Source organism: Streptomyces sp. NPDC045967, assembly GCF_056430495.1.
Genome location: NZ_JBWKLE010000009.1, coordinates 33204 through 46496, shown reverse-complemented (window position 1 = coordinate 46496; position 13293 = coordinate 33204). Strand labels below are relative to the sequence as shown.

The window sequence follows — 13293 nt, the reverse complement described above, 5'->3', positions numbered from 1 at the left end:
CCGAGCCTCCGCCCCCGGTTCGGGCGGGGTGGGAACGAGCATGCGGTGGCCGTCGTACGTCTGCGTGCTGAGCGAGGACCCGTCCGGCGAGGAGGGCTTCGTCATCGGGGGCGGCGAGAACATCCCGAGCAGGCTGGGCAGCGCAACGGTGCCTCCTGGGGTGGTCAGGTGGGTGGGGTGAGGTCGCTGGGGCTGAGGGTGTAGGTCAGTACGGGGTAGGTGAAGCTTGTCTCCTGGTTTTCGCGGCGGCGCAGGGCGTAGAACTCGCGCCTTTGGTCATCGTCGGCCAGGGAGAGGCGCGGGCCCTGGGGGAGGTACGCGTGGCCGTCGTGGAAGCGGAGAAGGGTCTTCGAAGTTCGGAAGGTCACGCCCAGCCATGTGTTGTCCGCCGCCGGGACGGGTGTTTCCGCCACGATCTTGTGCCGGAACCGCCGGTTCGCGTCGACGGAGAACGCGACGACGCTGTGGTGGGTCAGGAGGATCTCGAACTGCCCCGCGTCTGACTCCTTCGATTCGACGACCAGCTTCCTGAGCGGGCCCGCCTCGGGGAACTCGTAGCAGGAGAAGACGGCGATGAACGTCCCGTCGGCCAGGTCGAGGGCCTGGTCGCAGTGGCTGCCCATGGTCCTGTAGGCGTTCGTGTAGCGCTCGATGAGCGCGTTGTTGAAACCGACCGGCAGCCCCGCATCTTCCTGGACCTGCTGGGCCAGCCGTTCGTGCACCGGCCCGAAAGGCTGAGCCGGGCTGCCGTATGGAGTGGTCGTGCGGACGAGGGGGACGCCGGAGTCGGCGGCCCCCTCGATTCGGGTGAGTACGGCGCCCTGTCGGCCCTTGCCCACGTCTTCCCAACGCGTCGACGCCGACAGCTCCGCAAAGAGGTCGCCCCCGGCCGGGACCGCGCGCGAGATGATCTCATCCGAGATCCGGGACCCGAGGGGCACGGTAGTCTCCTTCGTTCATGCTGAAGTGGAACGCGTCGCGGTAGTCGATGAAGGACGAGGTCCGGTTCTCCTCCGCGTACAGCCTGCGCAGCTCCGTCATACCCGCCGGTGTGGGCGGTTGCAGCGGCATCAGTTCCCCGGCCGCCTTGAGGAAGGTACGGCCGTTCCGGTGGACGGCCTCGGTGTCCGAGCAGCGCACCACGTACCCCAGGCGGGTCGGCAGCAGCTCGGCATCCAGGGGCGAGGGTCGGATCTCGTGCGTGTACAGCCGGTTCGTGGACAGCGGCATGAAGAACACGGAGCCGGGGTGGAGCGTGACCGTGAACTGTGCGGGACGTCGCGCCCCTTCGGCCGGGTCCTTGAGGCGGAAGCGGAGTCGGGTCAGCCCGCTGACGCCCTTCACCCCGCGGTCGAAGGGGTCCTCGGGCAGGGGCTGCAGCCTGTCGAGCCCGTCGTAGAAGGTGCAGAAGGCCATGATGCCGTTGACAGGCATGTCCTTCGTCTTGTCGGCGTGCGCCGAGATCTTCGCCTTGGACTGCTTGCGCCCCGGCGACGCACGGGCGTTGTGGTAGATCTGCGCGAGGACGTGGTTGAGCGGAGCCTGGTCGCGGAAGACGGCGCCGGCCTCCCGGTTCAGGGCCTCGACGATGTGCGTGTCGGTCGGGCCGAAACCCTCCGTCGGTCCCGAGAGGTTCGTCGAGCACCGGAGCAGGCGGAAGTGCAGGTCGTCGTCCCCGCTTCGGGTGACGGGCGTCAGGTAGATCCCGCTGCGATGCGCCGTTCCCGGCTTGGTGGACTCCGTCAACGACTGGAACACGTGCTCCGCGCGGATCCGACCGAAGTGATCCTCACCGGGATCGAAGAAGCGGCGGTAGTACACGCCGACGCCATGGACGAGCAGGGGAACGCGGCCGATTCCCACGGAGGCCCACGGCCCGCCGCCGTACCCGTGCGACAGCTCCCGGACGACGAAGACCCTTGCCGCGGACCCCATTTGACGACCGCTGATCCCGGAAACATCACCGCACAGGTACACGGTCTTCCCCGCCAGGCCGGCCGCACCGGAAGCCAGCTCCTCCGGCGTGATCACGGTCCCGAAGAACTCCCTGACCAGCTCCTCGCCGGACAACCCCGAAGGCGCGACCAGGACGTTGCCCCCACTCACGATGCGGGCCTCGGCGGCCGGAGCGGTGGTCGCGCGGGGCGTCGGCCACCCGTGCGGCGTTGAGGCGTCATCCATGGCGCGACCCTTCGAGGAGGGAACAACTGGTCGACGCCATTGTGCAGGCCCGTGCCGCACGCCATGAATGACCGCCCCACCGAAGAGGCGGCGACTCAGGCGACCCGCCTCGCGCAGACGGGCGTCGATCTGCGGATCTGCGTCCTCGGCAACGGCTGCACCCCCGACATCGCTCCCACCAACGCCCAGACGCACAGGTAGAGGTTGAGCTCCGGGACGGGAGGGCGTTTCAGGTCCTCACCCCAGATCTCCTTGATGTTCCATGCGCCGTTGAGACGCCGGTATGCGCTGCGCGACGGGTACTGTAGGCATAATTGAATGCGGAATAACCCCGTGCTGGATGTGGCTGGTGAGTTCATCGCGAATCGCATTCACGGTGGAAATCTTTGCTGCAGTGTGCGAGGTTGGGACGCCGCGCATTCACGGGCCGGACTCATGCGGTAGGTGCTGCCGGCTGCTGCCCGAGAGAGGGAAGAGCGGAAGTGGCCGTTCCCCGGGGAGTGCTCTCCCATGGCAATGCGATCCGACAAAGGCCCTGGGTCATTCGCTCTACTGCGGCGTTGAAGGAAGGCCCGGGCTGGACACAGCGCGCCGCCCAGTACAACGACCCCCGCCCAGCCGTTGCCGCTGGTCACGGGGGCCGATGAGAACGACGGGTTCATGGACGACGCTTCCGCACACGCGGTCATGCGCATCGACACAGTCCTTGCGCACGTCTCCGTCGACGAAAACAGAGTCCACGACCCGAACGCCCTGCTCATTCTCCTGCCCGCCCTGGCGACAGCGATCTGCCGACCGGGGCGGCCGACGCGTTTCGCGACGCGCTCACGTGGGCGGGGAGCACCAGAGATGCAAACCCACCGAGTAGCCGAAGCCCTGCTCCACGACAGCGCGGAATTCTCTACTGCGACGAACTCGGGAGCCCCCTTCTCGAACGGCTGACCTCTGTGTGATCATCTGTATTCACACACCTCGGCGGTCGAGCCGTACACGTCCACCGCAGCGGCCCCGCGGCCACATCAGGAACCATGGCCGAGCGCCAGGAGGACAACGATGACGATGCCCCCGTGGTGGCACGACCTCCTGACGGTCAGCGATGAGCTGGTCATCGTCGATGACGATCTCCCACCCACTTTTCTGCTGGCCGCGTTCGGCGGGGTATTCGCTGCCCGCGCAGCCAAGCTGACGCACAATCAGCGCAAGCAGGTGCTGGATCTTCTCGAGCAGGTGCTGACGGACGGCGCCGAGGCAGACGGGGCATGGGTCGCCACCGGTTTTCTCGAGGCCCTCCTCAACGCCTGGGACGAGGGGTTCGATCTGCGCGGGGTCTGGGATGACCTCGGTCCACAGTCCCAAGCACACTGCCTGGCCTGGAACAAGTTCACAGGCGTCGACTCACCGGATTGGATGTGCCTGCGTTGATCCGCCCGGTCTCGCCCCGGACGTGCATGATCCGTCCCGCAATCTGTTCCAGCGGCCCCCAGTCGATGGCGGTGTCCCGCTGACTTTCGTGACCAGGTCGGCGAGCCGGCCGGCGGCGTCCGGTTTCAAAGGTGCGGAGCCGTCGGCATAGACGGCGCCCAGGACCGGGCACTGCAGCTCTTACCCGTCGCGCGCAGGATGAAGGCGGCCTTCGGAGCTCGGCTACAAGGTTGAGGCCGAGTCCGACCGCGTCCGTCGGCCGCCACCATCGACCCGGCCAGGCTCAGCCTCACCGCGCTGCGCCGGTTCAGCACCAGCGACCCGGCCGAGCCCTCGGGACCCGATCTATGCGGCAGCTGGCCGCGCTTCAGGCCAAGCTCGTACGACCCCAGGCCGGCGTGCAGCCGCCCCCACAGGGCACGGGGCTGTCACGCGGGGGCGTGGGCGGCTGCGCCACCCCTTCTTCGGTCCACTGCAGCATCCGCTGGATCGCGCGCTCGTGCGCCGCCTCGATCACCCGCCGGGTCCTTCGTCCCCCAGGCGCTCGCTGCAGGTGAGTACGCGTACTCATGCACCGATGTCCAGCCGGGCACGAGGATGGGCCCCGGAACCGATGGAACGGGGCGGGGATGCGACGGGCGAGGGGAACCAGCAGGCGCCTGGCGGGCGTCATGGCAGCACTGAGTGCCGCCGCCCTGACGGGCGGCTGCTCAGCGCTCCCCGATGACGGGGAGCTGCGCGCCATGGCCACCACCGCCGATGCGCAGCAGAAACGGAGGGCCGAGGAGTTGAGGCTCCGGACGCTGCTGGACCGCTTCGACGGGATCGAGGGACTGCGCCCGGGCTTCACAACGATCTCTGACGTGTGCACCGGACCGAGTGACGGGGGCTTCAAGAAGGAGGCCACCGTCCACCTGATGTCCTGTTCGATGAGCGCAGATGCCGTGTACGGGGTCGAGGGCGACATCACCGAGGTCCTGCGCCGCATCGGCGCCTCGGACATCACCACCTGGTCGAAGAACATCAACGGGCCCGGGAGCGCCTCAGGAGGATCCCTGGACTACGCGCTGATGTACCACCGGCAGCAAGGTGTTTTCCCCCAGGAGATGGGCGGGCTCCTGATGCCGGCGCCGGACCTGAGTTCGGAGACGGGGGATCTGTCCGTCGGTTGGGACTATCCGCCTCTGCCCGGCGGTCCGCCGCAGGCGCCACGGGCCGTGGACGATCGCTCATGCCCTGCCGACACCATCCCGTACTCCCGCTGCGCCACCGACCCGGTCCGTCCGCCGTCCATCGCGGACCTCCGCGCCCGGTACGGAACCGTCCTCAGGGTATCGACGGGCTCCGGTACTCACAGGCCCTATCTCACCGTGCCCCGCCCCCGGAACAAGACGTGAGCCTCGAGCGGGAAGAGCCCTCCTCTTGGGCGGAACGCAAGAGCCGGGAGGACCAACGAGGCAAGCTGCGCGGCCCGGTGGGACGGTGGCGGTGCGCAGTCTGACGCGGTACGTCTGCCATCGGCCTCGCCGAGCACACGGCATCCGACAGGCGCCGCCGCGGCTCCGGAACCGCCGCCACCGGCCGGTAACGACTCCTCATCGGCAGGGCCGCCGCGGCCGTCCGGGTGTGGGCGCCGGCTCCGTCATGCCTGCGCGTACGGGCCCTCGGTCGCCATGGTGTTCTGCATCGCCGTCAGCCTGCGGACGAAGAGGACGGCCAGTACGCCGGCGATCACGGTGACCAGGTCGGCGGCGATCCCGAGCAATCCCGCCGACAGCAGCTCGTCCACGGTGTCGGCCGCCATGTAGATCTTGCTGAAGACGCGGCCCACGATCGCCGCGAGGACCCAGACCACCCACCAGGACGTCAGCAGGGCGGTGGGCGCCGTGCGGTCGGAACCGTCGGGGCCGCGCTGGGTGCTGGCCCGCCAGGTCTGCCGCGCGATCCGGTGGGGCAGGAACAGGTTCGCCACAGGGACGAACCAGGCGCCTATGGCCCAGCCGCGGCCCAGGGTGAAGCCGTCAGGGCGGAAGACGCCGCCGTTGCTCCGCACACGGTGGAACCACACGATGAAGACGACGACCGTAGGCAGCACGATGAGGAACTGGAGCACTCCGGCCAGGATCGTGAGCGCGGGAGACAGGCCGAGTTCGAGGTCGTCGAAGTGGGTGTCCCCCGCGAACCCCTGCAACCACGACTGCTCGTAGGCACCGGCGCCGGCGGAGAACAGGTGCACCGCGGCTGCGGCGCCGAGCAGCCAGCTCAGGGCCGTCGCAAGGCCCTTCGGGGAGCGCAGCACAGCCTGCGGCACCGGCGGAGCCGCGTAGACGGGCCCGCCGGGATAGGGGTACCCGTGCTGGGGAGCCTCGTAGGGGGCTGGGCCCGGCTGCGGAGGCGGCTGTGAGCTGGGCGCGCTGAAGGACATGACGGTGGACCCCCCACGGGAATGGATGACATACGGACGGCCCTCGCCCGGCGGGTGGGGGCCCCGGAGAAGATATGCCGGTCCCATGCCCGCCGTCCAGACGATTTCCGCTGGTCAGAAGGTGTGGATGCCGGCGGGCCGGACGCCCCCGCCCAGAGCGGGACCAGAGTCACCTCGGCGGCCCTCGAACCGGCCCGCACCTGGTGACCGCAGAGCCCACGTCATGGGTTCACGCGCCTGCTTGGGCCGCAGCCGGCTGCACCTGCGGGGCAGTCGGGCCCTGGTCAGATCGTGACCGGGCCGTGGGCGGTGGCGAACTCGACCGAGACCAGGCCCGGTTCCTCATCCTCGACCCAGGTGACGTCGATCTGGTCGAGGGGGTGGTCGGCCGGTTCGCCGAGGAATTCGGCGATGGAGGCGGCGTCGCCGGCGATGGAGACCCCGCGGATGCTGGTGGAGGTGCGCGGGTCAGCGCTCGGGCGCTCCTCGACGGGGACCAACCACTGCAGGAAGTAGGGCAGTTGCGGGTCCTCCAGCAGTTCCAGCAGACCGATCTGCTTCCACCTCAGGTCAAACCCGTCGGGGCGGACACGGTGCCCCTCGGCCGAGGTGCGGCCGAGGCGGGCCTCGACCGGGGCGATGTCGTCGACGGAGACCACCCAACCGAGCCAGCCGCCGCCCTCGGCGGCGCGGCGCGCGACCGCCTGGCCGAAGGGTGCGCGGTCGGCGGCGGGGTGGTCGAGTGTGGTGACGACCTCGACGAAGGTGCCGCCGCTCAGCGGGAGAATGAAATTGCGGGTGCCGAAGCGCGGGTGCACGCCCCCGTCGACGAACCCGGCGCCGAGGGCCGATCCGATCCTCTGGACGGTAGAAACGAAGCTGTCGCGGGCCACCGCATAGGACACGTGATCAAGTCGCACGGCGCCATCATCACCCGACAACCCGCACAAACCCCGACGCCACGCCCGCCGCCCCGGTCGCGTCCGCCGGGGCATTGAACCGTGGATCGATCCATCATCGCCATCCCGGCGTGGAAGGCCCGGCCGAAGCCGGGCAGCAGCGCCGCCGCCTCGGCGAGGCCCGCGCTTCGCTCGATCGCCGCCCTCGCCCGCGACCACGGGGTCAGCCGCGGCGCCATCCGCACGGCCGTCGCTGAGCTTCTGCCCCGACCTCACCGCCATCGAGGGTTCGGGTTCGCCGACCGGAAGCCGCTGGAGATTCCATGGCGGACACCGGGAGGGGGCGTATCCCGGTTCTGTACGGCCCTCCCTGCGGTGTCAGAGCCAGTCGCGTCGCTTGAAGATCACGTACAGGGTGAGGCACACGAGGGCCATCAGAGCGACGGCGAAGGGGTAGCCAAGGACCCAGCCGAGTTCTGGCATGGTCTCGAAGTTCATGCCGTAGATGGTGCCGACCAGCGTCGGGGCGAAGAGGATGGCGGCCCACGAGGAGATCTTCTTGATCTCCTCGTTCTGCGCGTGGCCGGCCTGGGCCAGTTGCTTCATCTCCTCGTTCTGCTGCTGGCTGACCAGGGTGGCGTTGACAGCGAGGATGTCTTGGAGCGCGAGGCGGAAGCCGTCGACGCGTTCGGTCACGTGGGTGGCGTGGTCGGCGACGTCGCGCAGGTAGCGGCGGAGCTCCTCGTCGATGCCGTACTTCTCGAATCCGGCCGAGAGTCCTTCGAGGATCCGGGTCAGGGGCCGGGTCGCGCGGGCGAATTCGACCACTTCGCGGGAGAGTTCGTAGATGCGGCGGGAGACCTTCGGGTCTCCGCTGAAGACCTCCGTTTCGATCTCGTCGACATCGTTCTCCACGCCGGCCACGACGGGGGCGTAGCCGTCGACGACTGCGTCGAGGATCGCGTACAGGACGGCCTCGGGTCCGCGCTTGAGGAGATCAGGGCTGCCTTCCATCCGGCGCCGGACAGCTGCCAGGTCGGGGGCGGCGCCGTGGCGGACGGTGATGACGAAGTCGGATCCGACGAAGACGTGGAGCTCGCCGAAGTCGACCTCTTCGGCGGCGTCGAGGTAGCGGGCGGCACGCAGGACGACGAAGAGGGTGTCGCCGTAACGTTCCAGCTTGGGCCGCTGATGGGCCTCCAAGGCGTCCTCGACGGCGAGGGGGTGCAGGTCGAACTCCTCGGCGACGGACAGCAGCTCTGCCTCGGTCGGCCGGTGCAGGCCGATCCACGCCATGCCCCCTTCCGACTCGCGGAGCTTGCCGAAGGTCGCGGCCAGGGAGTCATGGGTGCTGGTACGAACGCCGTCGTGGTAGATCGCGGCGGTGACCACACTGTTCCCGTTGGGTGGCTGCTGCCCGGCCGAGGCGGCCTGCGCGGGCTGCCCAGAGTCGGGGCGGGGCTCGGCGGGGCGCTTGGCGGGCTTGGTGAACGCGCGCAGAGCACGCAGACGACGCTCGGACACGGCAGGGTCCTTCCGCGGACAGGAAGCAGCAGGTGTGAGGGATGCGCACAGCACGCCGCAGACGCCGCCTGCAGGTCCGGTCAGAGGCCGGTCATGGCAGCGTCCCGCGGCGCACGACTGGGAGGTTCGCCACACATCGGGGAACTCACCTGCCTTTCGGTACACGCGGGACATAGGCCATCGGGCAGGATATACCCGCATTCAGGACGCCGGGGACCTCTCCGCGCAGCGCTCACCGGCAGGGAGGTGCAGGGGCCGGCACTCCACTGGCGCCGGCTGCGATCAGCGGCGCGGGTGATCACCTGCTCGTCGCGGGTAGGTTGCAACCCTACGTATCGGACGAAGGACACGAGGCAGCACATGGCGGCGGAGCGGGGTGGCGAACGTGGTGCGGGTCTGCCATCGGCGGTGGTGGACTGCGCGCTCTACGAGGACGGGCACCGCATCCCCGGCCAGGTGACCCTGGACACGGTCATGAAGCGCATAGACCCGCAGGAGGGCCGGTTCGCGTGGATCGGCCTGTACGAGCCCACCCAGGAGCAGCTCCAGGAAGTCGCCGCGGCCTTCGGCCTGCACCCCCTCGCCGTAGAGGACGCCGTCCACGCCCACCAGCGGCCCAAGCTGGAACGCTATGACGACATGCTGTTCCTCGTGCTGAAGACGATCGTCTACGTCGACCACGACAAGCTCACCGCGACCAGCGAGATCGTCGACACCGGCGAGATCATGGTCTTCGCCGGCCCCGGCTACGCGATCACCGTCCGCCACGGCAGCGCCCCGCCGCTGGACGACGTGCGCCGGCGGCTCCAGGACGATCCGCAGCAACTGGGCTGCGGACCCGCGGCCGTCCTGCACGCCGTGGCGGACATGGTCGTCGACCGCTACATCGAGGTCGCGGACGCCTTCGCCGGCGACGTCGACTCCCTGGAGAGCGAGGTCTTCTCCCCCGACCGTCCCGTGGACGCCGGGCGGATCTACCAGCTCAAGCGCGAGCTCCTCGAATTCAAGCGCGCCGTGATGCCGCTCGCCGGCGCCCTGCAGCGCCTCAGCGAGGGCGCGGTCCCCGGGATCCCGTCGAAGGTCGCCACGTACTTCAGGGACGTGGCCGACCATCACCAGCGGGTCAGCGAACAGATCCTGTCCTTCGACGAGCTGATCACCGGCATGCTCAGCGCCAGCATCGCCCAACTCGGCGTCCAGCAGAACGCCGACATGCGCCGCATCAGCGCCTGGGCCGCCCTCATCGCTGTCCCCACCATGATCGTCGGCGTCTACGGCATGAACTTCGAGTACATGCCCGAGCTGAAGTCCCCGTACGGCTACCCGGCCGTCTGGGTGCTCATCGTGACCGCCTGCACGGTCGTCTACCGGGCCCTGCGCCGCAACAAATGGCTCTAGCAGCCCGGCCCGCTCCTCGCGCAACGCCCTGCCCCGTCCGGCCTGCCGCTGCGACGTGTTCCGGCGGCGCGGAGCTCCAGGCCGCATTCCTGTGAGAAGGCCGCGGTGATCGCGAGACCTGCGGGTGAGTGTGTGGTCAGTGGAACGCTGGCGTCGGGCCTGGTGTGAGGGCGGCATGCAGGCTCCGCGCTCGGCGGGGCCCGCGAACTCCCCGACTCCCCTCGCCGTGCTCGAGGAGGAACGCGGCAAGGGTCCCTGGGTGCACGGCTTCGATGAGCGTGACGAGCACGCGATCGAGCTGTGGAAGAGGAAGGTCCGGCCGGAGGCAAAAGCCTCGCGGCGGCGTCCGGGGCATGGCTCGCTTTCGAGGAGGAGGCCGGAGTCTGCGAGGACTTGGACGGCCCTCCCGTTCGCTCCGTCAGCCCGGCCTTCAAACGGTCCCGCACGCCCTGCCCGTCCTCAGGTCCCCGGGCGATGGGCGATGCCCGCCGGGCAGCCACCCACCACTCCGGGCGGCCGCAGCCGTAGGGCCGACTGACCCATGCGCCGCTTCCGTCAGCCACGGCTGATGACGCGGCGCACGGCCTGCGCCTACGGCGCCGTGACTCTCACCGGTTCCGTGTCGGCCGCGCTGTGCCGCTCGGCCCAGTTCTCCAGCGCCGTGCGGCAGGCGTGGTCGACGTGGTGCAGCCCGGAGAGGTCCAGCTCCACGGGACGGTTCTGGGGCAGCGCCTCCAAGGTGTCGAGGATCTTCGGCAGCCGCAGGAAGGTCGCGTTGCCCGACAGGTACGCCTGGACGGGGCCGGCGCCCTTGTCGATGACCTCCAGCTTGACGTGCGAGGCCTCCCAGGCGGTCTTGGCGACCGACAGCGCCAGACCGATCAGCACGCCTTCGAACATGTTGACCGCGACGATCGCCACGGCCGTGACCACGAGGATCAGCGCCTCACCGCGGTACGCCGACCACAGCCGCACGACCTGCCGGAACGGGATGAGCTTCCAACCGGCGTGCACGAGGATGCCGGCCAGGGCGGGCAGCGGGATCAGCTCCAGGACGGACGGCAGGAACGCCGCGAACAACAGCAGCCACACGCCGTGCAGCACGCGGGATGCCTTGGTCTTCGCGCCCGCCTGGACGTTGGCCGAACTGCGCACGATCACGGCGGTCATCGGCAGCGCGCCGAGCAGCCCGCACACGGTGTTGCCGGCCCCCTGCGCCATGAGTTCCTTGTCGTACTCGGTGCGCGGCCCGTCGTGCAACCGGTCCACGGCCGCCGCGCTGAACAGGCTTTCGGCGGAGGCGATCAACGCGAACGCGAGGATGGTGCCGAGAACGGCCGGCTGAGCGAGCTGCCCGAAGGCGTCGGCCCCCGGCGGCTGGATCGCGCCGAGCAGCCCCTGCACCTCCACGGTGGCAACCGGCAGCCCGAACGCCAGCGAGGCGAGCGTGGCCAGCAGCACCGCCGCGAGCGCGCCCGGCACCGCCCGGGCGCGTTTCGGCATCCGCCTCCACAGCACCATCACCGCGATGGTGGCCGCGCCCACCCCGAGCGAGGCCAGGGCCTCGGTACTGCCGATCGCGCGGACGAACGCCTCCGGCAGCCCAACGATCTTGTCGATGCCGGACGCCGGTGCCTTCAGGCCCGCCGCCGCGTACAACTGGCCCGCAATGATCACGAGCCCGATGCCGGCCAGCATGCCCTCGACCACCGAGACCGAGATGGCCCGGAACCAGCGACCCAGCTTGAGTGCGCCCATGAGGAGCTGGAGCAGCCCGGCGGCCAGCACGATCACGCCGAGCCCGGCCAGCCCGAACTGGCGGACGGCCTCGAAGACGAGCACGGTCATGCCGGCGGCCGGCCCGGACACCTGCAGGCTGCTGCCGCGCATCAGACCCGTGACGATGCCTCCCACGATGCCGGTGACCAGGCCCAGTTCCGCCGGGACGCCGGAGGCGACGGCCACGCCGACGCACAGCGGCAGCGCGACGAGGAAGACGACGAGCGAGGCGGCGAAGTCCTGCTTGAGATGGGGAGACTTGATCACAGCATTCATGGCGCCGCTCACAGAGCCTGGAAGGTGTCGGTGTCCGCGCGGTGTTCGAGTACGGCCCCGGTGTGCACCTCGTAGTACCAGCCGCGCACCCGAAGCCGCCCCTCGGCCAGCCCCTTCTCCACACAGGGGTACGAACGCAGGCGCAGCAGTTGGGCGAGCAGGTGGTTCTGTACGGACGCGGCGACCGCCGGGTCGTCCGGGTCGGCCGACACCGGCAGGCTCGCGGCGTACGCGAGCCAGTCCCGTACGGCGGGTACGGCATCGAGGTCGTCGCCGCGCACCAGCGCACCGACGGCGCCGCAGTGCGAGTGGCCGCAGACGACGATGTCCTGGACGCCGAGCACTTCCACGGCGTACTCGATCGTAGCGGCCTCGGAGGTAGGCCGTTCGGAGGCGTACGGCGGGACGATGTTGCCCGCGGTACGCAGCTCGAAGAGCTGACCCGGGGCGGCGCCGGTGATCAGGGCCGGTACGACCCGGGAGTCGGAACAGGTGATGAACAGGACCTGCGGGGACTGGCCTTCGGCGAGTTTGGCGAACTCCTCAGGGCGCTGTCCGAACGTGCGGGCGTTGTCGATGAGGGGCTGCATGCGTGATCACTCCTCCTGGCGCGCCATCACAGCGCGTCGGACGGGCAGGACAGCGGGAGGCGCTGCTTCCCTGTCAGCAGCGGAAGACCTGGAGCGCCGCTGGGACGTGGCGCGTGCGCGCGGAGGCCTGCCGGCCCGCCGAGGCAACGGTCGCCGTGTCCCGTGACGGCGCGCCGCGCCTACCCGGACGACTCAATTCCGGACTGGGCTTCGACTGCGACACGACGGGCCGCGTACGCGTGTGCGAATGCCGCCGCGTGCTCCGGGCGCAGACGGCGAGCAGGATGGCGGTGAGGATCGCGAGCGCAGTCCTGGCTTTCTCACCTCGCAACATCCATCCCTCCAACACGATCGGCACCTCTTGTGTGCACCAAGCACCAGTCAAAGAATGGTCAAGAGACACGTTAACCCGGCGAAGGTGTTTGCGCAGTTAACACAACGTGTCCTCCTGAAGAGAGCCCGAAAGTGGGAGGGTTGTTGGCGCGAACCTGTCGTTCATCTCGTGCGGCACCCGAGGCGCTCGCCGCTTCGGGCAAGCACTCGGCATGCCCTCAGCCGGTGTTCGGCCACAGCCAGGTCGAGGGTGGTGCGAGCACTGCCGTCGCCTACGTGCCGCAGACGGGTGAGGAGGGGTGTGATCTCCACGGGGACCGGTACCCGGGTGTAGCTCAGCCAGGCCGGCCAGCGGGTGAGCCGGGCGGAAGTGCGGCGGTTTGGCCCTCACCCCGAAGACCATCCTCACCGGCCGGTTGGACGGGCCCTGGTGACCTTACGCCCGTGACCTCGAAGGCGAGCTCCC

12 protein-coding genes are annotated in these 13293 nt (G+C 69.5%); 5 read left to right on the top strand and 7 right to left on the bottom strand.

The window, feature by feature from the left end; genetic code table 11:
* The first annotated feature begins 40 nt into the window (after positions 1-40).
* Entirely contained in the window at positions 41-181 is a 141-nt protein-coding gene (locus AC07FY_RS19235; RefSeq protein ID WP_479007703.1) for a hypothetical protein, read from the top strand.
* Here AC07FY_RS19235 and AC07FY_RS19230 read toward each other — a convergent pair.
* Both AC07FY_RS19230 and AC07FY_RS19225 read right to left on the bottom strand, forming a co-directional pair.
* Positions 165-941 carry a hypothetical protein gene (locus tag AC07FY_RS19230; protein ID WP_479007701.1) on the bottom strand — a complete coding sequence of 259 codons (777 nt, stop codon included), beginning with the start codon at positions 939-941 and terminating at the stop codon, positions 165-167. The two genes, AC07FY_RS19235 and AC07FY_RS19230, sit on opposite strands and share 17 nt — an antisense overlap.
* The gene (locus tag AC07FY_RS19225; protein WP_479007699.1) at positions 913-2181 is read right to left on the bottom strand and encodes a hypothetical protein; all 1269 of its coding nucleotides are present in this window, start codon (positions 2179-2181) and stop codon (positions 913-915) included. The genes AC07FY_RS19230 and AC07FY_RS19225 overlap by 29 nt, the downstream gene beginning before the upstream one ends.
* A 63-nt stretch (positions 2182-2244) precedes the next feature.
* On the opposite strand from AC07FY_RS19225, the gene AC07FY_RS19220 reads away from it, so the two are divergent.
* The 3 genes from AC07FY_RS19220 to AC07FY_RS19210 all read left to right on the top strand — a co-directional run bounded on the left by AC07FY_RS19220 (position 2245) and on the right by AC07FY_RS19210 (position 5000).
* A complete protein-coding gene (locus tag AC07FY_RS19220; RefSeq protein ID WP_479007697.1) occupies positions 2245-2382 on the top strand; it encodes a hypothetical protein in 138 nt (45 codons plus the stop codon).
* A gap of 852 nt (positions 2383-3234) precedes the next feature.
* Positions 3235-3603, top strand: a complete 369-nt coding sequence (locus AC07FY_RS19215) for a hypothetical protein (protein WP_479007695.1) — start codon at positions 3235-3237, stop codon at positions 3601-3603.
* 671 nt (positions 3604-4274) lie between these two features.
* Positions 4275-5000, top strand: coding sequence for a hypothetical protein (locus AC07FY_RS19210; RefSeq protein WP_479007693.1), 726 nt, complete (start codon positions 4275-4277; stop codon positions 4998-5000).
* 245 nt (positions 5001-5245) lie between these two features.
* Here the strand turns inward: AC07FY_RS19210 and AC07FY_RS19205 are convergent, their stop codons facing one another.
* From AC07FY_RS19205 to AC07FY_RS19195, 3 genes are all read right to left on the bottom strand, one after another.
* The gene (locus AC07FY_RS19205; protein WP_479007691.1) at positions 5246-6028 is read right to left on the bottom strand and encodes a DUF4328 domain-containing protein; all 783 of its coding nucleotides are present in this window, start codon (positions 6026-6028) and stop codon (positions 5246-5248) included.
* 284 nt (positions 6029-6312) lie between these two features.
* A complete protein-coding gene (locus AC07FY_RS19200; protein ID WP_479007689.1) occupies positions 6313-6948 on the bottom strand; it encodes a VOC family protein in 636 nt (211 codons plus the stop codon).
* Between the two features lie 357 nt (positions 6949-7305).
* Positions 7306-8451 (bottom strand): magnesium and cobalt transport protein CorA, encoded by a 1146-nt coding sequence (locus tag AC07FY_RS19195; protein WP_479007687.1) that lies wholly within the window; start codon positions 8449-8451, stop codon positions 7306-7308.
* A gap of 360 nt (positions 8452-8811) precedes the next feature.
* Between AC07FY_RS19195 and AC07FY_RS19190 the strand changes: the two genes are divergently transcribed.
* Positions 8812-9849, top strand: a complete 1038-nt coding sequence (locus AC07FY_RS19190) for a magnesium and cobalt transport protein CorA (RefSeq protein ID WP_479007685.1) — start codon at positions 8812-8814, stop codon at positions 9847-9849.
* A gap of 591 nt (positions 9850-10440) precedes the next feature.
* Here AC07FY_RS19190 and AC07FY_RS19185 read toward each other — a convergent pair.
* Both AC07FY_RS19185 and AC07FY_RS19180 read right to left on the bottom strand, forming a co-directional pair.
* Positions 10441-11904 carry a SulP family inorganic anion transporter gene (locus AC07FY_RS19185; protein ID WP_479007683.1) on the bottom strand — a complete coding sequence of 488 codons (1464 nt, stop codon included), beginning with the start codon at positions 11902-11904 and terminating at the stop codon, positions 10441-10443.
* Between the two features lie 8 nt (positions 11905-11912).
* Entirely contained in the window at positions 11913-12494 is a 582-nt protein-coding gene (locus AC07FY_RS19180) for a carbonic anhydrase (protein ID WP_479007681.1), read from the bottom strand.
* Positions 12495-13293: the final 799 nt, after the last annotated feature.

What these genes read in the sequence shown, in the direction of transcription:
- AC07FY_RS19235 (WP_479007703.1), top strand. Translation starts at nt 41, where the DNA reads ATGCGGTGGCCGTCGTACGTCTGCGTGCTGAGCGAGGACCCGTCCGGC.
- AC07FY_RS19225 (WP_479007699.1), bottom strand. Translation starts at nt 2,181, where the DNA reads ATGGATGACGCCTCAACGCCGCACGGGTGGCCGACGCCCCGCGCGACC.
- AC07FY_RS19220 (WP_479007697.1), top strand. Translation starts at nt 2,245, where the DNA reads ATGAATGACCGCCCCACCGAAGAGGCGGCGACTCAGGCGACCCGCCTC.
- AC07FY_RS19215 (WP_479007695.1), top strand. Translation starts at nt 3,235, where the DNA reads ATGACGATGCCCCCGTGGTGGCACGACCTCCTGACGGTCAGCGATGAG.
- AC07FY_RS19210 (WP_479007693.1), top strand. Translation starts at nt 4,275, where the DNA reads ATGGCAGCACTGAGTGCCGCCGCCCTGACGGGCGGCTGCTCAGCGCTC.
- AC07FY_RS19205 (WP_479007691.1), bottom strand. Translation starts at nt 6,028, where the DNA reads ATGTCCTTCAGCGCGCCCAGCTCACAGCCGCCTCCGCAGCCGGGCCCA.
- AC07FY_RS19190 (WP_479007685.1), top strand. Translation starts at nt 8,812, where the DNA reads ATGGCGGCGGAGCGGGGTGGCGAACGTGGTGCGGGTCTGCCATCGGCG.
- AC07FY_RS19185 (WP_479007683.1), bottom strand. Translation starts at nt 11,904, where the DNA reads ATGAATGCTGTGATCAAGTCTCCCCATCTCAAGCAGGACTTCGCCGCC.
- AC07FY_RS19180 (WP_479007681.1), bottom strand. Translation starts at nt 12,494, where the DNA reads ATGCAGCCCCTCATCGACAACGCCCGCACGTTCGGACAGCGCCCTGAG.